We start from the raw sequence: 24,814 nt of genomic DNA on the forward strand, positions 1-24,814 counted from the left end.
ACAAAACTAACTTTGCACCTATTTGCAATTTCTTCAGTAACTTTGCTAAACAATAAACTGCTATGTGGAATTATATTAACGCCTTTAAGGACGCTGTTTTAGGAACACTAGATTGGACTTGGAATTCCATTATTTTTGAAGTGCCTTGGTACACCAATTATTTTTGGGGATTAATTGTCATTTCATTACTGGTTTGGGGATTAGAAATTCTATTTCCATGGCGAAAAAACCAAGCCATTTTCAGGAAAGATTTCTGGCTGGATGCATTTTATATGTTTTTCAACTTCTTTATTTTCGCTATTATTATTAGTGGTGTTTATAGTTTTTTAGAAGTCGCTTTTGCTGATTTAGGTATTTCCATGACTAGTTTAGCATTAATAGACATAAGTCCTTGGCCAATGTGGTTACAGTTACTCGTATTCTTTATCGTTTTAGATTTTGTTCAATGGTTTACACATGTTTTACTACATCGTTTTGAAGTGCTTTGGCGTTTTCATCAAGTGCACCATAGCGTAAAAGAAATGGGCTTTGCTGCGCATTTGCGTTACCATTGGATGGAAAATGTCCTATATAAGCCATTAAAGATTTTTGGTGTTATGATTCTCGGTGGCTTTGAACCGGAACAAGCTTACATCGTGCATTTCATTGCTATTTCTATTGGTCACTTTAATCATTCAAATATTAAAATTACTTATGGTCCATTAAAATATATATTGAATAACCCAGTGATGCATTTGTACCATCATGCATACAATTTACCAGAAGGCAAACAATTTGGCATGAATTACGGAATCAGTTTGAGTGTTTGGGATTATATTTTTAAAACGAATTACATTCCCGAAGACAGTGGAACCATTGAATTAGGCTATGAAGGCGATGACTCCATGCCAAGTACGTTTTTAGGACAGATGAGATATGGTTTCTCTAAGAAGGAAAAACAAGCTTAACTACTTTTTTAGAAGCTTAATAAACAGTTCGCTATCCTCCCGACTTGTCATAGAATTATAGCTAGCTTCAAAAATATCAAAATCAAAATACGACTTAAAATAGGTGACGTATTCCGCTTTAGAACCTCCAAATGGTGGTCTTTCTGTAAACAACGGCTTATCAAATAATAAACCAACCAACTTTCCATTCGGATTTAATAAGCTGTGCATTTTTTTAGCGTACGCTTCACGAAGGTTTGGATTTAATGCACAAAAAAAGGTTTGTTCAATAATTATATCGAAAGTTTCCTTCATATCAAAAACATTAATATGCAGTAAATTTTCATCTGGAAAACTTGGAACACGGTTTTTAAAATTATCCAATGCTGTTTTTGACAAATCGGCTATACATACATTTTTAAACCCATTTAGAAACAAGTATTCAGCTTCATAGGAATTTCCTGCTCCTGGAATGAGAATTTTAAGCGATGTATCTTTTAACTGATCTATATACGTTTTAATTGGCAAGGACACTTCGCCTAAATCCCAACCTATATCTTGATTTTGATACCGTGAATCCCAAAATGTTTCTGATAAATCCATAGCTTATAAATGTGATTGAATTAAAGATACCAAATCGCGTTTAGAAGCTAAGCCAGATTGTCTCCATAATTGTTTTCCGTTTTTATAGAGAATAAGCGTTGGTACGCCACGAACTTTAAATTGGGCTGCTAATTGCTGATTTTTATCGACGTCTATTTTTAAAATAGTGACATCTTCACCAAGGCTATCTTTTACTTCTTTCAGAATTGGACTCATAGTTTTACATGGCCCACACCATTCCGCAAAAAAATCGACTAAAACAGGTTTGTCTTTATTTATTATTTCTGAAAAATTGCTCATGTCTACATTTTATTTATCAAACGAAATACTCCAAATTCCACGTACTTCATTTTCAATATACCCAATAGCTTCGTCTTTTGGATATAAAGCTTTAATACTTTTATACACTTCTGGTTCTACCGCTTTTCCATGACATTGCAAACACATAGTATTGGTTTCAATTGGATAATAAAATCTGATGCCATTTGATGTTTCTTCAACGATGGGATCTGGATTTATACCTAACAAAAAATCTTCTTTAAATTTTGCAATATGCTGAATTTCTAGCACATTGGCTTGATTTCTTGGGTTTCTTGGTTTATCAGAAACACGCTTAATATGGGCATTGTGTTTTACAGCCATACTATCCGTTAGCGGGTAAGCGGCCACATTACAAAATTCAACAGCTGCTAGCGTACCATGTTTTTGAATCGTGCCCATTAAATTTTTCCCCAAAGCGGCTTTCGTACTTATGGCATATTCCATCCCAATATCTGCATAGGATTTTTCAGGCTCTAAAGTCATTTCTTCTTTAGAAGCTTTATGAGTTTCCTCAAATTCAATTTCTGCTTCCTTCTGTTCTGATTTTTCTGAATTTTCACAACTCACAAATACAGCCCATGCGAAAACCAATACATAATATTTACGATTCATGATTTGCCATTTTTCCGGTTGCACAACTTATAAAAGACTGGGCTTTAGTTACCACTGAATTAGCCGTATCAATTTCTGGATACCCTATAGATTTCAGTTTTTGTTTGGCAACTACTAAATCTGCTTCAGATGCATAATCAAAGCTCACTTCGTTAGATTCCACTGCTACTAATATGTTTTCAATACCTGCAATACCTGCTAACTTGGTTGATATGGTATGGGCACAACCAACACATTTTAAATTTTGTATTTCGAGTGTTATTTCCAATTTAAATAACCGCCTTTTAAATCATAAATCTCCGTAAATCCCATAGCTGCCAATTTGTTGGACGCTTTTCTACTTCGCGCACCACTTCTGCAATAGATATAAAGCGGTTTTTCTTTGTCAAATTTTTCAAATTGACTTTCAAAACTAGTCGCAAAAAAATCAATATTTTCAGCATTCTTAATGTGTCCAGAATTATATTCATCAGGCGTTCTAACATCAACTAACTGAATCTTTCCTTTTTCTATTTGTGTTTTGTATTCTTCAACAGGTAATACTTTTATTGCATCGTTTTGAGCTGTTCCGAACAGCATAGATATAAATGACATAATGATTAATATTTGTTTCATATTTACTCTTAATTCGTTTATAAAATTACAAGGAATATTTAACCCTATACGTAACATTTGTTACTAAAAAAGAGTGGCTTTCACCACTCTTTTAAATATACGGAATTTTTAATAAATTATTTTAACGTTGTTGGACAAACAAAATCTGTAACTGGAATACCTGCCTTTTTAATTGCTGCAAAACCACCTGCAATTTCTACTAAATTATGAATACCACGGCTCTTTAAAATAGAAGCTGCAATAACACTGCGGTAACCACCAGCACAATGCACGTAAAATGTATCGTTTTTTGGAAATTCGCTCAAATGATCATTTAAAAAATCTAGTGGCGTTAAATGGGCTTCGTTAATGTGAGCCGATGTAAACTCGCCTTCTTTTCTAACATCAAAAACAGGAATAGTATCTTTCTCTAAAATGTCTTTAAATTCGGTTGCAGGAATGGATTTAATAGTATCTGTTTCTTTTCCGGAATTTTTCCAAGCTTCAAAGCCTCCTTTTAAATAGCCAACTGTATAATCAAAACCAACACGAGATAAACGTGTAATAGTTTCTTCTTCTCTGCCTTGTGGCGCAACTAATAGAATTGGTTGTTTAACATCAGCAATTAAGGCACCAACCCAAGGTGCAAATCCACCATCAATTCCTATAAAAATGGAACGGGGAATATGGCCTTGCACATAATCAGCTTGATGACGCACATCTAAAATAACGGCTTCAGTTTCATTGGCTGCCGCTTCAAACGCATCTGGCGATAAAGCTTGTGTTCCACGTTTTAAAACCACATCAATATCTTCATATCCTTCTTTATTCATCTGAACATTTAAAGGGAAATATTGTGGTGGTGGCTGTAAACCATCCGTTACTTCATGTATAAACTCTTCTTTGGTCATATCCGCTCGTAAGGCATAATTGGTTTTCTTTTGGTCGCCAATAGTCCCTACAGTTTCTTTACTTAAATTTTTACCACATGCAGATCCTGCACCATGAGCCGGGTAAACAATAACATCATCAGCCAAGGTCATGATTTTGGTTCGTAAGCTCTCAAATAAAATACCTGCTAACTCTTCCTGCGTCATGCTTGAAGCTTTTTGTGCTAAATCTGGTCGACCAACATCACCTAAAAACAAGGTGTCTCCACTAAAAATAGCATGATCTTTTCCGTTCTTATCTTTTAGTAAATAGGTGGTACTTTCCATAGTATGCCCTGGTGTATGCAAAGCTGTAATGGTAATATCGCCTAATTGAAACACTTGGCCGTCTGTAGCAATAACAGAATCAAATCCTGTTGATGCTGTTGGACCAAAAACAATTTTAGCACCACTTTCTTTAGCCAATGTTACGTGACCACTTACAAAATCAGCATGAAAATGGGTTTCAAAAATATATTTGATTTTAGCGTTATCTTTTTTAGCGCGTTCTAAATACGGTTTCACTTCGCGAAGTGGATCAATAATAGCCACCTCACCTTGGCTTTCTATATAGTAAGCACCTTGCGCTAAACATCCTGTATATATTTGTTCAATTTTCATATTTCTTACTTTTTAATATGCTGCAAATTTACGAATATCTGTTGAAATAGACAGTAACTAAAGTTACATTACGCCTTTACAAAAAACTCCATGTAAAAGATAAAAATAGCCATAGCAAAGACAAAATAACCAAATCCTTTTTTGAGTTTTTTACCATCTACGAAGTTACCTAAATAACTTCCAATAAAAATACCAACCAAAGAAATAGCTGTAAATGATAGTAGAAATTTCCAATCGATTGTCATGGTTAATGCATCACCTAGAAAAAACCCAGACAAGGCATTCATGGCTATAATAATTAAGGATGTTGCTACGGCCACTTTTATGTCCACATTAGCCAAAAGCACGAGAGCCGGAATTATTAAAAAACCTCCTCCTGCTCCAATCATGCCTGTAATAGCACCAATTAGCAACCCTTCAATAATGATTAAAGGATAATTATAAGATACCTGACTATTTTCAGGTTTTATTTTCACATCTCTTAACATGGATAAAGCGGCGGGAATCATTAAAATAGAAAACATACCGAACATAACCATTCGTCTCGTAAACTCGAAATTGCCTATTGTAAACATAACTTCGGGAAGTGCCGGAATAACAAAATGCCTAACTACTGAAATTCCAATAATTGCTGGAATACCAAAAACAATAGCAGTTCGCCAATCAACTAAACCTTTTTTATGCTGTTTTAAACCGCCAACTAAAGCACTAACACCAACAACAAATAACGAGTAAGCTGTAGCCACTTTTTCATTTACTGAAAATAAATAAGCTAAAACAGGAACAGCTAAAATGGAGCCACCACCACCAATTAATCCTAATACAATACCAATTAGCAAAGCACTTATATAGCCAAAAATTTCTAATATTTCCATATAATGGGTTTCAATATACTAACGCAAAAGTATACTTTTATTTAAATTGGGTTTGTGTAAACTATGCTACATAGCTTGCTATTCATTGTTTAGGATAATATAATTCCGGTGTAATTGAACCTTCCCCATATTTTCTAATTTTTTAAGTAAACGGGAAACAACCACGCGTGAGGTATTCAATTCATAAGCTATATCCTGATGCGTGCTGTAAATGGTATTACCTTCTGAAACACGTGCTTTTTCGTTAAGATATTTTAGCAAACGCGCATCCATTTTCAAAAAAGCAATGCTATCAATAGTATCTAACATTTCATTTAATCGGCTGTGATAACTTTCAAAAACGAAATTTCTCCAGCTTTTATATTTAGACGACCATTCTTCCATTTTCTCGATTGGAATCATAATCAATTTGGCATCGGTTTCTGCAATGGCACGAATTTCACTTTTAGTCCGACCCATACAACAGGTTAAAGTCATAGCACAAGTATCGCCTTTTTCTAAAAAATAAAGTAATAATTCATCACCATCATTATCTTGTCTTAAAATTTTTATAGCACCTGTGAGTAGTAAAGGCATGGATTTAACATACGATCCTATTTCAATAAGCACGTCATCTTGTTTAACTTCTTTTAAAAAACCAACCTGATTGATTTCATCAAGCAAATCGGTTTCAAAAAAATGACCGTAATTATTAGTTAATTCTTCTTGCATAGCATGACATTTTTCCTCTGGCAATATAGCCATTTTTAATGTGTTTAATATTCTAGAATTAGCCGTTGTTTTATGTAATCTTTAATATATTTCTCCGACATAAAACCGTACATTTCATTTTTACGTAACTATTTATATAAAAGAAATACCATGCAGAAAACATATTACGACCCAGCAGACCTTAAAAAATTTGGTAAAATTTCCGAATGGAACGAAGAACTAGGCGCCAAATTTTTTGATTATTATGGAAAAGTTTTCGAGGAAGGCGCACTTTCTGAACGTGAAAAATCACTAATTGCCCTTGCCGTAGCGCACACCATTCAATGTCCTTATTGTATTGATGCTTATACTGGAGACGGTTTGCAGCGCGGCATTACAAAAGAAGAAATGGTGGAAGCTTTACATGTAGCTGCTGCTATTAGAGGTGGTGCCTCATTAGTGCATGGCGTACAAATGATGAATAAAGTGAACAAACTAGATATGTAAGCAAGCTGTTGATTTTGTAGTATTTTTAAAACCGAACAACACAAAATTTCAAACAAAATTTTCTTGTTTAAATTTTAATGCTTGAAAACCTTGAACCAGAAACTTTAAACCTAAACATGATTAAATCCTTAAAGCAACAAGAAAACGCATTAGCAGACAGCAAACGCCAATTAGAAATACTTTCTAATGGTATTTTTAAAACTGGTGAATTACCAACTTTCAAAAATAAAATAGCTGAAAGCAATCAGTTTCCTTTAAAAGCGAAAAAACTAGAAATACTCCAAATTAATGTGGGCTATATGTGCAACCAAGTTTGTACGCATTGCCACGTGGATGCTGGTCCAGACCGTAAGGAAATCATGACAAAGGAAACCATGTTGCAATGTTTAGAAGTTATAAAAAACACGGAAGCCCACACGTTGGATTTAACAGGAGGCGCACCGGAAATGAATCCACTTTTCCGTTGGTTTGTTGAAGAAGCTGCTAAAGCTGGCGTAAAAGATTTTATAGTTCGTTCTAATTTAACCATTATCCGAGCCAACAAAAAGTATTACGATTTACCGGAGTTTTTCAAAAAACATAATGTGCATGTCGTGAGCTCCATGCCACACTGGACACAAGGCAAAACGGATAAGCAACGTGGTGATGGTGTTTTTGCAAAATCTATAAAAGCATTGCAAGAATTAAATGCTATTGGTTATGGAATGCCCAACAGTAATTTGCGTTTAGATTTGGTGTATAATCCGTCTGGCGCTTTTTTACCAGGCAACCAAGCAGCCATGGAAAAAGATTTCAAAAAAGCACTTTTAGAAGATTTTGATATTCAGTTTCATAATTTATTCGCCATTACCAATTTACCAATTGCGCGATTTTTAGATTATTTAATTGCTTCCGAAAATTACGAAGATTACATGTACAGTTTAGTGGAAGCTTATAATCCTTCGGCTGTGAAAAGCGTGATGTGCACCAACACACTTTCCATTAGTTGGGATGGGTATTTATATGATTGTGATTTTAACCAAATGTTAAACCTACCAGTTAATAGTTCCGTTAAACATATTTCAGAATATAATGAAGGTTTGTTAGCAGGACGAGACATCATGATATCCCAACATTGTTATGGTTGCACGGCAGGCGCAGGAAGTAGTTGCCAGGGTAGCGTTGCTTAATATACTCAAGTTTAAAATTATCCAATGGATGTAATTAATTGGCAATGGGGTTTAATTATTGCTACGAGTATTATTTTATTTATAATTTCTCCTTGGGCAAAAACTCCCAATCAGTTTTATAAAGCGGTCAATAACAAAAAAGCACCGAGCACACTGGTGCTAACTGGTAGTTTAATTATTTCATGGATTTTCGCCAAAAGCATCACCAATGCAGCTAACTTGGGTTTAGAATATGGTCTAGTTGGTGGCGTTGCCTACGCGGGATATTATCTATCATTTGCTGTTGCTGGAACGCTTATTTATAATATGCGGACTAAAGGCGGATACACTAGTATTCATCAGTTTTTAAGTTCTAAATTCGGGAAAACGGCCATGCTTGTTTTCTCTGTTTTAATTGCTATCCGTTTATTTAATGAAGTTTGGAGTAATACCATGGTAATAGGAAGTTATTTTGGAGAAACGGGCTCGCAATCCTACTATTTATCCATTATCGTTTTTACCGCTTTAACTTTAACCTACGCGCTAAAGGGCGGATTAAGTAGTTCCATTTTTACGGATGTTATCCAAATGATTTTATTTGCCGTGTTGCTTATTATTATTCTATGGAATATTTTTTCTGTCGAAAATTTTTCGGCCAAACAAGTAATTTCGTCAGGAACTTGGAGTTTTGAGTTGGGCTTGAATTTGTTTTTCGCAGCAATTATACAATCTTTTAGTTACCCGTTTCACGATCCCGTTTTAACCGATCGGGCTTTTATTAGTTCGCCAAAAACGACGCGAAAAAGTTTTTATATAGCCAGTATTTTAGGCGCTTTCTGCATTATACTTTTTAGTATTGTTGGCATATTTGCACAGTCGCAAGGGTTGTCAGGGCAAGCGGCTGTTGAAGTCGGAAAAGCTTTCGGCATAGTAGTTTTGCTGGTTATAAATTTTATTATGATAACCTCGGCAGCCTCCACATTAGATTCCACATTTTCTTCGTTTTCAAAATTATTAGCAATCGATTTAAAGTTAGGAAAAAACATAACATTTGGTCGCCTTTCCATGATTTCCATTGCTATATTAGGAACGTTACCGGTATTTTTTAATTCCGAAATACTATCCGCAACAACTATTTCAGGAACTATGGTTATTGGGCTTACGCCTGTTTTTCTATTTTGGAATATTAAAACACCTGCCATAAGTTTTTATTTAAGTGTAGCTTGTGGCTTACTTTTTGGACTCATTTTAATCTTCGGGATTTTTCCAGAACAATTAATTTTCACCGAAGGCAAATACGCCAATTTACTCTGGATTAACGTCTGGGGAATTTTGAGTTGCATCATCATATATTTATTACCAAAATGGCTACAGAAACAAAACATATAGGCAATCTATCAGGAAAAATACTAATTTTTGGAGGCGTTTATAGTAACCTTCAAGCATTAGAAGCTATCAAAAAAATAGCGGAAGAGCATCATATTCCAGTCGAAAATTGCATTTGCACGGGCGATATTATTGGTTATTGTGCACAACCCGAGGAAACCATTCAGCTTTTCAAAGCATGGAATCCGAGAAGCATTTTGGGCAATGTAGAAATTCAGTTACTAGAAGGAAGCGATAATTGTGGTTGTAATTTTGAAGAAGGCTCTCGCTGCGACACCTTATCACAGCAATGGTTTTCGTACGCTTCTAATAAAGTAACGCCAGGTTCTATTGAATTTATGGCAACTTTACCCCATCATATTCAATTCACCTTTGCAAATAAAAACATAACTGTTGTTCATGGTTCTGTTTCCAATACGTCAGAATTCATCTTTAAATCCACACCTTGGACAAGAAAGCTTCCAAATTTTGAAACGACTCAAAGTGAAATCATTATTGCTGGGCATTGCGGCCTGCCTTTCTATGAAGAAAACACCAATAAAATTTGGATAAACCCGGGTGTTATTGGCATGCCCGCCAACGATGGACAACCAAAGGTTTGGTATGTTATTTTAGATGATTCTAACAATGATTTCAAATTCAAATTCCACACCCTTGATTACAATTACAGTTTAGCAAACCAGCTCATGTTGGAACATGGTTTGCCTAAATCTTATGCAGAAACCCTTAAAACAGGGCTTTGGGATAATATGGATATTTTACCAAATACCGAACGCCAACAGCAAGGATTAAGAATCAATTTTTAGACACATGAAGAAAATTATCATAATTATTATTTGCCTTTTTTCAACGGTAACAAAGGCTCAAGACTCACTATCCAACTTATTAAAACGCTATAACTCGCGTAATATTCCTTATATTTCAGTCCAAGAATTGGCCATGCCAAAAACCAATTACAAAATTTTAGATGCACGCGAACCTAATGAATACCAAGTAAGTCATTTAAATAATGCGGTATTTGTTGGTTATAGAGACTTCAAAATTGAAAATGTTTTAAACGAAATTCCTAATAAAAATGACACCATAGTTGTTTATTGCTCATTAGGAATTCGCTCTGAAACGATTTCTAAAAAACTTAAAGACGAAGGGTATACTTCTGTTTACAATTTATACGGTGGAATTTTTGAATGGAAAAACAACGACTTCCCAGTTTATAATAGGAATAATGTAGAAACAGATAGCGTTCATGCCTTTTCAAAAATGTGGGGAAAATGGTTGATAAAAGGTAAAAAAGCATACAATTAGAATATATCATCAATGGGAATTTTATCAAATAACAACACCAATAGCGACCAAGATCAAGTGGCTAATTTCTATTTTCCAACGTCCAAAAGTGCGCTTATTATTTTTACAAGAAATCCAGAATTAGGAAAATGTAAAACCCGATTAGCCAAAACTATTGGTAACGAAGCGGCTTTGGAAATTTATAAACACCTGTTAAAACACACGGCTGAAACGGCAAAAAATGTATCGGCAGATCGGTATGTTTTTTATTCTGAAGCCATTCAAAAAGAAGACCTTTGGAATCCCGATTTTTTTAGAAAGAAGCTTCAGGAAGGTTCTGATCTAGGTGAAAGAATGGAGAATGCCTTTTCGGAATTATTTCAACTAGGTTATGAAAAAGTCCTGATAATTGGCAGCGATTTATTAGATTTAAATGCCGAAATTATTTCCGAAGGATTTCAAAAATTAAATCAATATAATTATGTTTTGGGTCCAGCCGAAGATGGCGGTTATTATCTTTTTGGTATGAAACAATTGCATCCTAAAGTATTCAAAAACAAAGCTTGGGGAACGGAAAGTGTTCGTAAAAACACACTTGATGATTTACAGAATGAAGACATTCACTTATTAGAAATATTAAATGATATTGATACCTTTGAAGATATTGAAGGCATTGAATCACTAAAAAAATACTATTAAACTTATGATGAAATATATAACAGAAACTACGGAATATTTGCAAAGCAAAGGCTTTGAGAGCCCTGAATTAGGAATTATTCTTGGAACAGGATTAGGCAAATTATTAGACGATATTGATATTATAGCCGAAGTCAGTTATAATCACATTCCAAATTTCCCAACGGCAACGGTCGAGTTTCATAAGGGCAAACTCATTTACGGAACACTTTCCGGAAAAAAGGTGGTGGTTATGCAAGGCCGTTTTCATATTTATGAAGGCTATTCACTTCAAGATGTTACCTACCCCGTGCGTGTGATGAAACAATTAGGCATAAAAACCTTATTAGTTTCCAATGCCTCTGGTGCTATTAATTTAGATTTCAAAAAAGGCGAACTTATGTTAATAGACGATCATATTAATCTCCAAGGTAGTTCACCATTAGCCTTTAGAGGTGTGGAATTATTAGGCGAACGTTTTACCGATATGAGCGCACCTTATGATGTAGATATTAATGCCAAATTTGAGGCTATTGCTAAAGACAACGGTATTACCCTTCACAAAGGCGTTTATGCTAGTGTAGTTGGACCGCAATTGGAAACACGTGCAGAATACAGGATGCTTAAAATTATTGGAGCTGATGCTGTTGGAATGAGTACCGTTCCAGAAATTATTGTGGCCAATCATTTGAATTTAAAAGTGGCTGCCGTGTCAGTTTTAACCGATGAATGCGACCCAAGTAATCTAAAACCTGTTGATATTTCTGAAATTATAGAAATGGCCGGAAAAGCGGAACCTCAAATGATTACGCTTTTTAAAGAACTGATTAAAAGTTTGTAGTAATCAGTTTGCAGTCGCAGTGAGCAGTAAGCCAAATAATGATAGGAACTGAACACTGAATACTAAATACTGAATACTGAACACTAAATACTGAAACTATGAGTAATTATCTTGACACCACACACGACGTATACAAAGAAGCAGCACTAACACCAGATGTTGGATTATGCTGTACTACCAATCCAATTTGGGAATTACCTGGTTTAAAAATCCCGAAAATCATGCAGGAAATGAACTACGGTTGTGGATCAACTGTTCATGCACGCGATTTAACCAATAACCCTAAAATGCTCTATGTTGGTGTTGGTGGCGGCATGGAATTATTGCAATTTTCGTATTTCAATCGCGAAAAAAATGGTGTTATTGGTATTGATGTGGTAGATGAAATGTTAGAAGCATCTCGGAAAAATTTTAAAGAAGCCGAAGTACAAAATCCGTGGTTTAAAAGTGAATTTATAGATCTTAAAAAAGGCGACGCTTTAAATCTTCCAGTTCCTGATAACAGTATTGATGTAGCTGCACAAAATTGCTTATTCAACATTTTTAAAACAGACGATTTAAAAAAAGCCATTGCCGAAATGTATCGCGTACTCAAACCACATGGTAAATTAGTCATGAGCGATCCAACTTGTGAGCAACCCATGAATGACACGTTGCGTAACGACGACAGATTGCGTGCACTCTGTTTAAGTGGTAGTTTGCCCATTGCAGAATATGTAAAAATGTTGACAGATGCTGGTTTTGGAACCATTGAAATTCGCGCCAGAAAACCGTATCGCATTTTGGATCCTAACCATTACCCAACGGAAGAATTGATTTATATAGAATCTATTGAAGTAGCTGCCATAAAAGATCCCATGCCTGCAGATGGTCCGTGTATTTTTACAGGAAAAGCCGCTATTTATTATGGCGACCAAGATTTTTTTGATGATAACGCAGGACATGTACTTATTCAAAACCAACCACTAGCTATTTGTGATAAAACGGCTGGCGATTTTGCGAAATTGAATCGGAATGATATTTACATCAGTGAATCTACGTTTCATTATGATGGTGGTGGCTGTTGTTAAAAAATGTAGAACAATTTTTGAATTACTCAATGAAAAACAATGCTATGAAAAATCCGCTATATCTTATTTTATTGCTGTTTGGTTTGAGTCTTTCGGCTTTTGGACAAACCATAAACCATTCAGCTTTTACTGAATTCTTACAAAAACAGGTGACAGATAAAGGTGCTGTAAATTATAAACAGATTAAAGCCAACGATGCCGAATTAAATGCCTACCTCAATCAATTTATAAACATTTCGCCTAAAGAAAGTTGGACAACAAACGAAACATTAGCCTATTGGATTAACGCGTATAATGCGTTTACCATAAAACTGATTATTGATAATTATCCGGTTGAAAGTATTAAAGACATTAAAAATCCGTGGGATCAAGAGTTCATTCCTATAAATGGCAAATTGCTTTCTTTAAATTATATTGAACATGATGTGCTTCGTAACATGAATGAACCACGCATTCATTTTGCTATTGTTTGCGCATCGGCTTCTTGTCCGCAATTATTAAATGAAGCCTATATTCCAGAAAAATTAGACAAACAGTTAACGAATGCCACGAAACAGTTTTTAGCAGATTCATCAAAAAACAGGATTCAAAAAGAGAATCTGGAACTATCAAAAATCTTTAAATGGTTTTCAAAAGATTTTAAGGAAAATGGCAGTCTTATCGACTTTTTAAACACCTATTCAGATGTAAAGATCCCATCCGATACTAAAATAAACTACATGGATTATAGTTGGAAATTAAATGACTAATACAATTTCCATAATTATTCCCATGCTTAATGAAGCCGAAAATATAGCTTCGGTTTTGGAACATCTTCAAGAAAATTCAACTTCTAAAAATATAGCGGAAATCATCGTTGTAGATGGCGGAAGTGTTGATGGCTCACAACACATCGTTAATAAATTTGTGCCTTCGAAAAAAATTCAACTTCTAAACTCACAAAAAGGCAGAGCTAAACAAATGAATTTAGGTGCCAAACGTGCCACTGGAACTATTCTCTATTTCCTCCATGCTGATTCTTTTCCCCCTAAAAATTTTGACGTCCTCATAATCCAAGAAGTTACAAAAGGGAATGTAGCAGGTTGCTTCCGTTTACAGTTTGATAATAATCATTGGTGGTTACAATTAGCAGGTTGGCTCACCCAATTTTCTTGGCGTGCTAGTCGTGGTGGTGATCAAAGTCAATTTATTACCAAACAATTATTCACCGAAATTGGTGGTTTTGATGAAAATTTCGCCATTTACGAAGACAATATTTTAATAAATGAACTCTACACCAGAAAACAATTTGTAGTCATTCAAGCAAAAATTAAAACGTCCGCACGGCTTTATGACAAGCATGGTGTCTGGACATTACAGTATCATTTTTGGACTATATATGTCAAAAAATGGTTTGGTGCTTCGCCAGATGACTTATACGCGTATTACCAAAAACATATTTCCTAAAAATCTGGTTTCAAAATGGTTAATCTGTTAAAATAAAGATAAATCTTACTTAAAAAAGTGATAAAGGAACGTGTTGCTTCAATTGAAAAATATACTTTTCCACTCTAAACCAATTATCATGAAACCAACCAAACTTATCTTGGCACTTTGCTGTCTAACCGTATTCTCAGCAAAAGCCCAACGCACTATTTCTGCCGTAATAGTCGACTCTACCAAACAAGAACCCATTCCATTTGCAACGATATTAATAGACGACAAAACAGGTGTTATTAGCAATGACAAAGGCGAATTCAACATTACCATTAACAGGAAGATTTCTGAAACTGACTCCCTTTTTATAAGCTGTCTGGGTTACGAGTCGAAACAATTTGCTATTCAAAAATTTACAGATAGCATTATTTCATTAAGTACCAAAAATATTGATTTAAGTGAAGTGTTTATCACCAATAAAAACTATACACTGGATGAAATTTTAGACAAAGTTAAGGAAGGACTAAAAACCAATTACGATTTTGGTTACGCTAAGCGCAAACTGTTCTACAGAGAATCATACTACACAAATATGCTGAAAACGGATGTGAAAATTGAAGAATCTACCATTCCCGAATTCAATCAAGCATTTGTAGATAGCATTATTAGATCGGTTCCAAAAAACACGGATCAGCACACGGAAGTTTTAGCCGAAATATATGGTGAGATCAAACCATCTACACCACAGAAATTAGATATTTTAAAGGCTTCCCGTTTATATGATAAAGAAAGCGAAATAACCTTTGAAAATTATGAAAAACGCTTCAATGAAATTATCAGAAAACATGTGAAGCGCGATTCGTATTTCAAAATAAAATCGGGTTGGTTTGGCACGAAAGAAGAAATAGACTCCTCGTTTTTTGAAGATAAAAAAGAAGACAAGCAAACAGCTGAATTTATAGAAAAGAAAAAAGAACAGGAAGCCAAGCGTAAAGAAAACTTTTTGAATTGGCGAAAAGGTTCAATCCAAAGTATTGAAAACGCGAACTTCCTAGATGAAGATTCTGATTTAAATTTTATTGAAAAATCCAGACGTTATGAATTTGAAATGCAAGATTTTGCGTATCTGAATAACGAATTTGTTTACACCATAACTTTTAAGCCCAAACGTAGCGAAGATTTTGAAGGCACGCTATACATTAACACACAAGATTTTGCTATTGTGCGTGTAGACTATAAAAATGTAAAGCCACTGCGTAAATTTGGATTATTAGGTATTTCACTTAAAGAATATTTAAAAGAAGGCACCATCATTTTTCAAAAAAATGCGAATGAAAAATACACATTGAAATATGCTGACCAAACTGACGGACAACAAGTAGGCATTAAAAGACCTTTAAAAATTATTGAAAAAAACAAGAACGTAAAAGGTAGACGCAAGCAGAATGAATTAGCTGCTGATTTACATTTTATTGTTCGTAATGTTGAGAAAAAAGAATTGATTGTTTTTGAATCAACGCCTATTTCAGAAACAGAATTCAACAATTTCACAGAAGTGCCAGAGGTAACACCAACCTATCTTCCGGCTTATGACGCGGAGTTTTGGAAAGGCTACAATATTATTGAACCTAATCAGGCAATCAAAGATTTTAAAATTATAGAAAAAACAGACTAAAAATTAGTTGCTTTTAATTAGTAAAAACCCGCTATTTTTTTTGATGAAATTCGTCAGTTCGGGTGAATTTTACGCTTGAAATAAAGTAAAATTTGTATCGAGAACAAGAACTGCTTGACAAACTTAATTCTCGATACAATTTTTCGTTCCTCAAAACCACTCGAATTAATGTTAAATTACATTTTTAGACTCAAATTGTAATGGGATCTAATAACGGCTTCAACAGGTTTATTTTGAGGTGTAAATTGATTATCAGTTTCACCGCCACTTTCTTCGTGATTATGAAACCATTTCCAAACAAAACCACCTGCAAACCAAGGTTCTTTCCAGAAGACATCAAATAAAGCTTGCGTTGTATTGGTTTGAGCATCCAAATTTAAAGCCGTAATTTTATAGTCGCTAACCCAAGGCTCTTTTCCTGTATAATCTGTACTTCTATATCCAAATTCCGTAAATAAAATGGGTTTGTCAAACTTTTCAGAAATTGCTTTCATTTCCATTTTATGAGCTTGCCAACCTACAATAGCATCATCTACACTTGGTGTTTTTTTATCACTTATTGGAAAATAAGCATCCACGCCAATATAATCCAAATCGCTCCAAAAGGGTGTACGTTTGTATTCATCCCAATTAGCAGCGTATGTTAGTTTCCCATCATAAACAACACGAATATTCATAATTAATTCTTGCCAATATTCCTGTCTATGCGCTACAAACTGTTCCAATTCGGTACCAATACAAAATATAGCAATCTGTTTTTCTTGAGCTAGTTTAGCAAAATCCAAAATAAAGCGCGAGTAGGTTTGTTCCAATTCAAACCAAGCAGCTTCATTAGGCATTTTAATATGACCTGTAAATTCGCCATGCCAAACCCAAATTTGTGGTTTCATCATTACGCGTAAATTCGCCTTTTGCAAAACATCAATATATTGCGAAACACCTGCATTTGTTTCACCAAACCATTGTCTATCCGTATTATAAATAATTTCAGGATGTTCCAAGCTTTTAATAAACCCAAACGGCATAATAGCCGTATAATTGGCATTCACATTTAAAACAGGTTGGATATTTTCGTTAGAAATACTATCACGAGATGCCACAAAACTGACACCATTTATTTTGACATCTCTCTTTGTGGTCATACTACATGAACAGAGCATAAAAACTAAAAACCACGTTAAATACTTTGTCATAACTACTTAATTATGCTTAAATTTAAACAAATTGCACAAAGAACCTTAAGTTTCAGTAAAAACCTTCGACAAACCCAACAAGAAATCAATATATGGAACACGTTGTAATAATTGGAAACGGTATTTCTGGCGTAACTGCTGCTAGACATATTCGTAAATTATCAGATAAAAAAATTACAATAGTATCAGCAGAAACCGACCACTTTTTCTCACGTACAGCCTTGATGTACATTTACATGGGACACATGAAATATGAGCACACCAAACCCTATGAAGATTGGTTTTGGGAAAAGAATCGTATTGAACTCAAATCGGGATTTGTGAACCAAATTGACTCTACAAATAAAACACTTCATTTTGAAAAAGGAGATTCATTAAAGTATGACAAACTCATAATAGCAACCGGTAGCAAGCCTAATAAATTTGGTTGGCCTGGACAAGATTTGAACGGCGTCCAAGGCTTGTATAGCAAACAAGATTTAGACAATTTGGAAGTGTACGCACCAGATAATAAAAGTTGCAAGCGAGCCGTAATTGTTGGTGGTGGATTGATTGGGATTGAATTAGCTGAAATGCTTCATTCACGACATATTCCTGTAACATTTTTAGTGCGCGAAGCCAGTTTTTGGAACGGCGTTTTACCAGAAGGTGAATCTGAAATGGTTAATCGTGAAATAACTAGAAACGGTATCGATTTAAGATTAGCTTCTAACCTTAAAGAAATAATTTCAGATGAAAACGGAAATGTAAAATCGGTCATTTTAGAAGAAACAGGCGAAGAAATCCCTTGTAATGTTATTGGGTTAACAGCTGGTGTTTCACCTAATATTAATTTTATAAAAGATTCAGGAGTAGAAATTAATCGTGGTATTTTAGTGAACCGATTTTTAGAAACCAATATTCCTGATATTTATGCCATTGGAGATTGTGCAGAGCAACATGACGCTATTGGAAACCGCAGACCAATTGAAGCCGTTTGGTACACAGGACGGATGATGGGAGAAACAGTAGCGCAAACCATTTGCAATAATCGTTTGGAATATAAACCTGGTCATTGGTTTAATTCTGCCAAATTTTTTGATATCGAATATCAAACTTATGGTTGGGTATTTGCTAAACCGAAAGAAAATCATGCACATTTTCATTGGAAACACGATGATGATGACAAGTGTATCACCATTGAATATGATATAAAATCAAATGAATTTAAAGGCATAAACACCTTCGGAATCCGAATGAAACATGAAGCTTTTGATCGTTGGCTGACTGAAAAATGTTCGGTAGATTATGTTATTAAACATCTTTCTGAAGCTAATTTTGATCCGGAATTTTATAAGCGTTTTGAATCACATATTCAAACACAATTTGAAAGCCGTTTTCAATCTGTATAATCTGAACCTTCAATAAAAATCAACCATGAGTCATAAATTAAATCACAGCCTTTCATTAGCCAAGCCTGACGCGTATCACACGTCACCAAAACAAAAATTATTCCTTGCTATTGGAATGGTTGGATTCTTTGTATTGGTATTGACTTTATTTAATCTCGATATTTCTTCAGGTTGGACCTTAGCATCCGCGCTTTTGCTAATAGTTTTCGGTATTGGTGGGTTTGCTACTGATGCTTATTTAAACAAACCAAAAGGCATTAAAAATGATGGTGTTTGGTTTAAATCCATTTCTTCTAGAGGTCTTTCTGGTTGGCTAACAGGTTTAGTTTTAACCTTTTTTTATATTGTATTATACTTTTATCCGCACTTGCTTGGTTTAGGAAAAGATGGTGCAGCAAACACAGGTTTGATTGCTTTTTTCGATCCACTAAGTAAACTTTTAAATGGAGGCGCGGCGAGTCAATGGTTTGTTTATGGTACGCTTTACACCTTGGCAATTTTAGCATTCGGGTATAAATTTCTACTAAAATACCGACACAACCGATACGAGCAATTACGAACCTATTCGGTCATGTTCTTCCAATTAGGTTTTGCATTCTTAATTCCAGAATTTATGGCGCGGTTGAATTCTGACACCTTCAGTTTACCATATTACGACTTAAAAAATATTTGGCCCTTAAACTATTATAATTTCGAACAGTACCGTGTGGATTCACTAATTAGTGCTGGCGATGTAGGTTTAGGTATATTAATTTTTGGCGTGGCTTCCATATTCATAATCACACCTATTTTAACGTACAAATACGGAAAACGCTGGTACTGCTCATGGGTTTGTGGATGTGGCGGATTAGCAGAAACTGCTGGCGATCCTTTCCGACATTTAAGCGATAAACGCCAAGTAGCCTGGAAAATTGAACGTTGGGTAGTTCATAGCGTTTTAGTTTTTGTGGTTCTTATGACCACGGCAGTTATTTACACCTATTTAGGCTATGATGCCGAAAAATATTGGCTCACAAAAGATATTTTCTTGTTTGCTGTAGCTGGTTTTCTAACGTTCATTTTCGCATTAATCATGATTTTCAAACGTCATGAACTTGGCAAAGATGCACGTTATGGTGCTATTGGTTATTTTGTAATTATTTTAGCACTAATTGGTTTTCATTACTTATCAAGTGGAACTAAACTCTTTCTTTTTGAAGCTGAAACATTACGTTCTACTTATGGCTTTTTAATTGGCGCAATTTTTTCTGGCGTTATTGGAACCGGCTTCTACCCTATTTTTGGAAATCGAGTTTGGTGTCGTTTTGGTTGTCCAATGGCTGCAATTTTGGGATTTCAACAACGAATGTTATCTAAATTCAGAATTACAACAAATGGTGGTCAATGTATTTCATGTGGAAATTGCTCGACATATTGCGAAATGGGAATTGACGTTCGCGCTTATGCACAGAAAGGCGAAAACATTGTACGGTCCAGCTGTGTTGGTTGTGGTATTTGCAGTGCTGTTTGCCCTCGTGGTGTATTAAAATTAGAAAACGATAGTATGGAAGGACGTATAAACCCTAATGATATTTTATTAGGAAATGATGTCGATTTAATGGATTTAGTTAATCAGAAGTAATAAGAATTAAACCTCATAGATTTTGGAAACTTGTGAAGTTTAAGACTATTTTTGCACCTTCAAATATAATTATAAATGCCCCATATAAAAGTCATTATTCCTGCCTATAATGAAGCTGATTCCATTCCGTTAGTCATTGGAGATATTCCAGAATTAGTAAACGAAATTATTGTGGTGAGCAATAACTCTACGGATGCTACGGTAGAAAATGCCAGAAGCGCTGGAGCAACCGTTTTAAGCGAAAGCAGAAAAGGCTACGGTTACGCTTGTTTAAAAGGTATGGCTTATGTTGCTGAACAAAATGAAAAACCCGATATTATTGTATTTCTTGATGGCGACTACAGTGATTACCCGGAAGAACTCACCAAAATAATTCAACCTATTCTTGATAACAAAGTTGACTTTGTAATTGGAGCTCGTGTGAAAGCACTACGTGAGAAAGGTTCTATGACAATTCCACAGATATTTGGAAATTGGCTAGCCACAACCTTAATGCGTTTTATGTTTGGATCGAAATTCACAGATTTAGGGCCATTTAGAGCTATTAAATACAAGCAATTACTGGCTTTAAACATGGAAGATAAAACCTATGGTTGGACAGTAGAAATGCAACTAAAAGTATTAAAACAAAAAATTTCTTATACAGAAATCCCAGTAAATTACAGAAACAGAATTGGTGTTTCTAAAGTCTCCGGAACAGTTAAAGGTGCTGTTTTTGCAGGCTTTAAAATTTTGGGATGGATTTTTAAATACGGTTTTAAAAAATGATTATTGAAGGCATCATCATAACCATTTACACGTTGGCATTGCTACTTATTTTTATATATGCTTTGGCGCAACTAAATCTGTTGTTCAATTATTTATCAGCAAAAAAGAAGATTGATTATACGGCTAAATTCGATTTTAAAAATCCTTCAGAAATCCCTCTAGTAACAATTCAATTACCGCTTTATAACGAATTGTATGTAGTAGAGCGCTTGTTGGATAACATTTCGAAAATAGATTATCCGCAAGATAAATTAGAAATTCAAGTTTTGGATGATTCTACGGATGAATCAATTCAAATTATTAACAAAAAAATTAATGAATTACAGCACACAGGTCTTGATATTAAATACATTCATAGAACGGACAGAACCGGTTTTAAAGCTGGTGCATTAAAAGCTGGATTAGAAACTGCCAAGGGAGAATTTATTGCCATTTTTGATGCCGATTTTTTACCGAAATCCGATTGGCTCTTTCAAACCATTCCGCATTTTAAGGATGATAATATTGGTGTTGTTCAAACACGTTGGGGACATATTAATCGGGATTATTCTATTCTTACCAAAATTCAAGCTTTTGCTTTAGATACACATTTCACTTTAGAACAAACGGGACGAAACACGAAAAATCATTTTATAAATTTTAATGGAACGGCCGGTGTTTGGCGAAAAACCTGTATTCTAGATGCTGGAAACTGGGAAGGCGATACACTAACCGAAGATTTGGATTTAAGCTATCGTGCACAATTAAAAAGCTGGAAATTCAAATATTTAGAAGATGTTGTAACACCTGCTGAACTCCCTATTATAATCAGCGCAGCACGATCACAACAGTTTAGATGGAATAAAGGTGGAGCCGAAAATTTTCAAAAAATGTTTTTTAAAATATTAAAGAACAATGGCATATCTGCTAAAACCAAAATGCATGGTTTTTTGCATTTATTAAATAGCACCATGTTTTTAAACATTTTAATTGTTGCCATATTAAGCATTCCTATGCTTTATATTAAACATGAAAATGACACGCTTAAAATGTACTTTTACGCAACTAGCTTTTTTGTGGTAAGCTCAATAATTTTCTTCATTTGTTATTGGTTTATGTATAAACGCATACATGGTTCTGGATTGAAAAATTTTGTTGGATTTATTGGTATGTTTTTTAGTTTCTTCGCGATAGCCATGGGGTTTTCTTTACATAATACCATTGCTGTAATAGAAGGGCATTTCAGAAAGCGAAGTGATTTTATTCGTACACCAAAATTTAATATCAATACCGATAAGAGTTCTTGGAAAGATAATATTTATCTTAAAAAGAGAATTTCAACAAACGTTATTTTTGAAGGTCTACTCACACTCTACTTTGCCTTCGGCATGTACAGTGCATTTATTGTGGGAAATCAAGAAGGCGATTTTGGATTATTCCCATTTCATCTCATGCTATTTTTAGGCTTTGGTTATGTGTTTTTAAAGTCTTTGAGAAATTAATCACGTTGGCTACGCAATAGTATTAAACTTACGTTAAACCGCTTCAATTACTTGTAATTACTGGATTTTCGGGTTATATTAAGGTATGGAAAATATTTTAGTAGCAGGTGCTCATGGTACCACAGGAAAAAAAATAGTTAATCTTTTAAGTGAATCTCAATATTTCAACCCGATTGCAATGGTTAGAAAAGAAGAGCAGATTCCCTTTTTTAAATCGAAAAATGTTGACACCATTTTAGCCGATTTAGAACAGGACGTTTCTCCTGCGTTCAAAACACCAATTGATAAAGTTATATTTGCCGCTGGTTCTGGTGGAAAAAATGTAGTTGCAGTAGATCAAGAAGGTGCTAAAAAGCTTATTGATGCTTCTAAACAGAATAACATTAGAAAATTTGTGATGTTAAGTTCCATGGGGGCGGATAATCCCGAATCTGTTTCAGAATTAAAAGATTATTTAAAAGCGAAACAAAATGCAGACAATCATTTAATTAAAAGTGGCTTGAATTATAGTATTGTTAGACCAGGCGCTTTAACAGATGGTGAATTAAGTAATAAAATAGAATTAGAATCGAAACTGAACAAGCAAGGAGAAATAAGCCGAAATGATGTGGCGCAAACTTTAGTAAGAACATTAAATGACGATGTTGCAAATAAGGCAACATTTGAAATTATTAAAGGCGATACACTTATTGCTGATGCCTTGAATAAAATTTCAACAATTGAGGTCTCTTAAAAAGTTTTAAGTTCCTCAATTATGAAAAAATCTTTCCTAAACTATAAGTTTAAGAAAGATTTTTTTATGCATTAATATAAACTTCCTCTTAATTTGTTTTTTGATGATAAATAATGCCATCTTTCATAACAAACACCACGTTCTCCATCGTTTTAACAAAATCTGAATTTACATCACCCTGAACCGCTATAATATCGGCCTTAGCTTCTGATTTTATGACACCAATATCATTTTCCATTCCTACATAACGAGCAGACAAATAAGTTGCCGACTGTAAAATACTCAATGGTTCCATACCAGCTTCAAAATAGGCTCTCAACATATCTTGGGACGATTTACCACGTGTTCCACCAATATCTGTATAATTATCAGAACCCGCAATAATTGGCACGCCCAACTTTATAGCTTGTTTTAATCGTTTACTCATTTTTTCCAAATAAAAATCAATCCATTCTGTTTCACCCTTTTTAAAACCAGCAAGGTTTGAATAGATATTCATGTAGTTTCGACTATTTTCCGTAGGAACCAAAAAGACATTCTTTTTTGCCATTAATTTCAACGTAGAATCGGCAATATTGAAACCATGTTCAATACCATCTACTCCCGCATGTACAGCATTCCAAGCAGATTTATCGGACACTGAATGTGCCGTAACAGATAAACCATAGTCGTGAGCCATCTGCACAATTGCTTCCATTTCTTCACGCGTGAGCATGGTTTTATTTGGGAGATTATCAGCGCAAATTTTAATTAAATCTACACCCTGATTTACATGTTCACGAACAGCATTTCGGGCATCTTCAACACCTTTAATTACCCGATATTCCAAATCAATTAGATTCTGATGATTTGGTGATACACCATAAATTTGTCCTCCAGCAGCTCCCATAATGGGCCCAGAAGCTAAAATTCGAGGACCTTCAATTGTTCCCTCATTTATGGCATCACGAAGTGCCACATCTAAAAACAGGCCGGAATTACCCAAATCTTTAATGGTTGTGATACCGACATCCAAATAAGATCTAGCTCTTTTTGCGCCACGAAGCGCGCGCAATGCATCACTTTCCATAGTTACAGTTTGAATGATGTGTTCTGAAGAATCTGTATTAGCATCTTGAGAAAACAGCACATGGGTATGCGCATCAATTAAACCTGGCAATATGGTGTAGTTTGATAAGTCAATAAAATTCACATTTTCTGGCACTTCCTTAAAGGTTTCCACGCTGACTATTTTATTGCCCCTAATATGTATTAATTGATTTTGAACAAACACTTTTTGTTGGCTATCAAACATAGCACCTGCTTTGATATACGTATCCTTTTCCTGTGCGTAAAGCATAGAAACGACCAAACATAAAATGATGGTAAGAACAGGTTTTATTTTAATTTGGTGAATTACCGATTGCATATTCATAGACTTGCCCTTTTAACTATTATATAATTCTAAAAAATGA

General features: G+C 34.6%; 27 protein-coding genes. 17 read left to right on the forward strand and 10 right to left on the reverse strand.

What is annotated here, in order from left to right; genetic code table 11:
* Nucleotides 1-62: 62 nt before the first annotated feature.
* Nucleotides 63-947 (forward strand): sterol desaturase family protein, encoded by an 885-nt coding sequence (locus ES675_RS00485; RefSeq protein ID WP_066252296.1) that lies wholly within the window; start codon nucleotides 63-65, stop codon nucleotides 945-947.
* Here ES675_RS00485 and ES675_RS00490 read toward each other — a convergent pair whose 3' ends face one another.
* The 8 genes from ES675_RS00490 to ES675_RS00525 form a co-directional block, all read right to left on the reverse strand.
* The gene (locus ES675_RS00490) at nucleotides 948-1,529 is read right to left on the reverse strand and encodes a methyltransferase domain-containing protein (RefSeq protein ID WP_066252294.1); all 582 of its coding nucleotides are present in this window, start codon (nucleotides 1,527-1,529) and stop codon (nucleotides 948-950) included.
* Between the two features lie 3 nt (nucleotides 1,530-1,532).
* On the reverse strand, nucleotides 1,533-1,829 hold the full coding sequence (gene trxA, locus ES675_RS00495; RefSeq protein ID WP_066252293.1) for a thioredoxin: 297 nt from the start codon (nucleotides 1,827-1,829) through the stop codon (nucleotides 1,533-1,535).
* A gap of 9 nt (nucleotides 1,830-1,838) precedes the next feature.
* Entirely contained in the window at nucleotides 1,839-2,462 is a 624-nt protein-coding gene (locus ES675_RS00500; protein WP_082985922.1) for a Tll0287-like domain-containing protein, read from the reverse strand.
* Complete coding sequence (locus tag ES675_RS00505) at nucleotides 2,452-2,730, reverse strand: heavy-metal-associated domain-containing protein (protein ID WP_066252291.1); 279 nt, start codon at nucleotides 2,728-2,730, stop codon at nucleotides 2,452-2,454. Before ES675_RS00505 ends, ES675_RS00500 begins: the two co-directional genes overlap by 11 nt.
* A complete protein-coding gene (locus ES675_RS00510; RefSeq protein ID WP_231931291.1) occupies nucleotides 2,721-3,077 on the reverse strand; it encodes a rhodanese-like domain-containing protein in 357 nt (118 codons plus the stop codon). Before ES675_RS00510 ends, ES675_RS00505 begins: the two co-directional genes overlap by 10 nt.
* A 116-nt stretch (nucleotides 3,078-3,193) precedes the next feature.
* Nucleotides 3,194-4,606: an MBL fold metallo-hydrolase gene (locus ES675_RS00515; protein WP_066252288.1), complete on the reverse strand. Its 1,413-nt coding sequence runs from the start codon at nucleotides 4,604-4,606 to the stop codon at nucleotides 3,194-3,196.
* A gap of 68 nt (nucleotides 4,607-4,674) precedes the next feature.
* Nucleotides 4,675-5,481 (reverse strand): sulfite exporter TauE/SafE family protein, encoded by an 807-nt coding sequence (locus ES675_RS00520; RefSeq protein ID WP_066252286.1) that lies wholly within the window; start codon nucleotides 5,479-5,481, stop codon nucleotides 4,675-4,677.
* Nucleotides 5,482-5,559: 78 nt separating this feature from the next.
* Nucleotides 5,560-6,192, reverse strand: a complete 633-nt coding sequence (locus tag ES675_RS00525) for a Crp/Fnr family transcriptional regulator (protein ID WP_066252401.1) — start codon at nucleotides 6,190-6,192, stop codon at nucleotides 5,560-5,562.
* A gap of 150 nt (nucleotides 6,193-6,342) precedes the next feature.
* Between ES675_RS00525 and ES675_RS00530 the strand changes: the two genes are divergently transcribed.
* The 11 genes from ES675_RS00530 to ES675_RS00580 all read left to right on the forward strand — a co-directional run bounded on the left by ES675_RS00530 (nucleotide 6,343) and on the right by ES675_RS00580 (nucleotide 16,173).
* Nucleotides 6,343-6,678 (forward strand): arsenosugar biosynthesis-associated peroxidase-like protein, encoded by a 336-nt coding sequence (locus tag ES675_RS00530; RefSeq protein ID WP_066252281.1) that lies wholly within the window; start codon nucleotides 6,343-6,345, stop codon nucleotides 6,676-6,678.
* Nucleotides 6,679-6,794: 116 nt separating this feature from the next.
* On the forward strand, nucleotides 6,795-7,847 hold the full coding sequence (gene arsS / locus ES675_RS00535) for an arsenosugar biosynthesis radical SAM (seleno)protein ArsS (protein WP_066252398.1): 1,053 nt from the start codon (nucleotides 6,795-6,797) through the stop codon (nucleotides 7,845-7,847).
* A 24-nt stretch (nucleotides 7,848-7,871) separates the two neighbouring features.
* The gene (locus ES675_RS00540; RefSeq protein WP_066252278.1) at nucleotides 7,872-9,215 is read left to right on the forward strand and encodes an SLC5/6 family protein; all 1,344 of its coding nucleotides are present in this window, start codon (nucleotides 7,872-7,874) and stop codon (nucleotides 9,213-9,215) included.
* Entirely contained in the window at nucleotides 9,191-10,018 is an 828-nt protein-coding gene (locus ES675_RS00545) for a metallophosphoesterase family protein (RefSeq protein ID WP_066252276.1), read from the forward strand. Before ES675_RS00540 ends, ES675_RS00545 begins: the two co-directional genes overlap by 25 nt.
* A gap of 4 nt (nucleotides 10,019-10,022) precedes the next feature.
* Nucleotides 10,023-10,517 carry a rhodanese-like domain-containing protein gene (locus tag ES675_RS00550; RefSeq protein ID WP_066252273.1) on the forward strand — a complete coding sequence of 165 codons (495 nt, stop codon included), beginning with the start codon at nucleotides 10,023-10,025 and terminating at the stop codon, nucleotides 10,515-10,517.
* A gap of 12 nt (nucleotides 10,518-10,529) precedes the next feature.
* Nucleotides 10,530-11,195, forward strand: a complete 666-nt coding sequence (locus tag ES675_RS00555; RefSeq protein ID WP_066252271.1) for a TIGR04282 family arsenosugar biosynthesis glycosyltransferase — start codon at nucleotides 10,530-10,532, stop codon at nucleotides 11,193-11,195.
* 4 nt (nucleotides 11,196-11,199) lie between these two features.
* Nucleotides 11,200-12,012 carry a purine-nucleoside phosphorylase gene (locus tag ES675_RS00560; protein WP_066252268.1) on the forward strand — a complete coding sequence of 271 codons (813 nt, stop codon included), beginning with the start codon at nucleotides 11,200-11,202 and terminating at the stop codon, nucleotides 12,010-12,012.
* Nucleotides 12,013-12,110: 98 nt separating this feature from the next.
* On the forward strand, nucleotides 12,111-13,082 hold the full coding sequence (arsM, locus tag ES675_RS00565; protein ID WP_066252267.1) for an arsenosugar biosynthesis arsenite methyltransferase ArsM: 972 nt from the start codon (nucleotides 12,111-12,113) through the stop codon (nucleotides 13,080-13,082).
* 44 nt (nucleotides 13,083-13,126) lie between these two features.
* Nucleotides 13,127-13,831, forward strand: a complete 705-nt coding sequence (locus ES675_RS00570; protein ID WP_066252396.1) for a DUF547 domain-containing protein — start codon at nucleotides 13,127-13,129, stop codon at nucleotides 13,829-13,831.
* Entirely contained in the window at nucleotides 13,824-14,528 is a 705-nt protein-coding gene (locus ES675_RS00575; protein WP_066252264.1) for a TIGR04283 family arsenosugar biosynthesis glycosyltransferase, read from the forward strand. Before ES675_RS00570 ends, ES675_RS00575 begins: the two co-directional genes overlap by 8 nt.
* 118 nt (nucleotides 14,529-14,646) lie before the next feature.
* Nucleotides 14,647-16,173, forward strand: a complete 1,527-nt coding sequence (locus ES675_RS00580; protein WP_066252262.1) for a carboxypeptidase-like regulatory domain-containing protein — start codon at nucleotides 14,647-14,649, stop codon at nucleotides 16,171-16,173.
* Nucleotides 16,174-16,349: 176 nt separating this feature from the next.
* On the opposite strand, the gene ES675_RS00585 is transcribed toward ES675_RS00580, so the two are convergent.
* Nucleotides 16,350-17,366 carry a glycoside hydrolase family 113 gene (locus ES675_RS00585; protein WP_066252261.1) on the reverse strand — a complete coding sequence of 339 codons (1,017 nt, stop codon included), beginning with the start codon at nucleotides 17,364-17,366 and terminating at the stop codon, nucleotides 16,350-16,352.
* A gap of 92 nt (nucleotides 17,367-17,458) precedes the next feature.
* Between ES675_RS00585 and ES675_RS00590 the strand changes: the two genes are divergently transcribed.
* The 5 genes from ES675_RS00590 to ES675_RS00610 all read left to right on the forward strand — a co-directional run bounded on the left by ES675_RS00590 (nucleotide 17,459) and on the right by ES675_RS00610 (nucleotide 23,360).
* Nucleotides 17,459-18,757, forward strand: coding sequence for an NAD(P)/FAD-dependent oxidoreductase (locus ES675_RS00590; RefSeq protein ID WP_066252258.1), 1,299 nt, complete (start codon nucleotides 17,459-17,461; stop codon nucleotides 18,755-18,757).
* Between the two features lie 25 nt (nucleotides 18,758-18,782).
* Nucleotides 18,783-20,378, forward strand: coding sequence for a 4Fe-4S binding protein (locus ES675_RS00595; protein WP_066252257.1), 1,596 nt, complete (start codon nucleotides 18,783-18,785; stop codon nucleotides 20,376-20,378).
* A gap of 75 nt (nucleotides 20,379-20,453) precedes the next feature.
* Complete coding sequence (locus ES675_RS00600; RefSeq protein WP_066252255.1) at nucleotides 20,454-21,146, forward strand: glycosyltransferase family 2 protein; 693 nt, start codon at nucleotides 20,454-20,456, stop codon at nucleotides 21,144-21,146.
* Nucleotides 21,143-22,627: a cellulose synthase family protein gene (locus ES675_RS00605; protein ID WP_066252252.1), complete on the forward strand. Its 1,485-nt coding sequence runs from the start codon at nucleotides 21,143-21,145 to the stop codon at nucleotides 22,625-22,627. Before ES675_RS00600 ends, ES675_RS00605 begins: the two co-directional genes overlap by 4 nt.
* Nucleotides 22,628-22,712: 85 nt before the next feature.
* The gene (locus ES675_RS00610; protein WP_066252250.1) at nucleotides 22,713-23,360 is read left to right on the forward strand and encodes an SDR family oxidoreductase; all 648 of its coding nucleotides are present in this window, start codon (nucleotides 22,713-22,715) and stop codon (nucleotides 23,358-23,360) included.
* An 88-nt stretch (nucleotides 23,361-23,448) separates the two neighbouring features.
* Here the strand turns inward: ES675_RS00610 and ES675_RS00615 are convergent, their stop codons facing one another.
* Entirely contained in the window at nucleotides 23,449-24,774 is a 1,326-nt protein-coding gene (locus tag ES675_RS00615) for a metal-dependent hydrolase family protein (RefSeq protein ID WP_066252248.1), read from the reverse strand.
* Between the last annotated feature and the right edge of the window lie 40 nt (nucleotides 24,775-24,814).

It is taken from the genome of Algorimicrobium algoritergicola (assembly GCF_008086165.1).
GTDB lineage: Bacteria > Bacteroidota > Bacteroidia > Flavobacteriales > Flavobacteriaceae > Algorimicrobium > Algorimicrobium algoritergicola.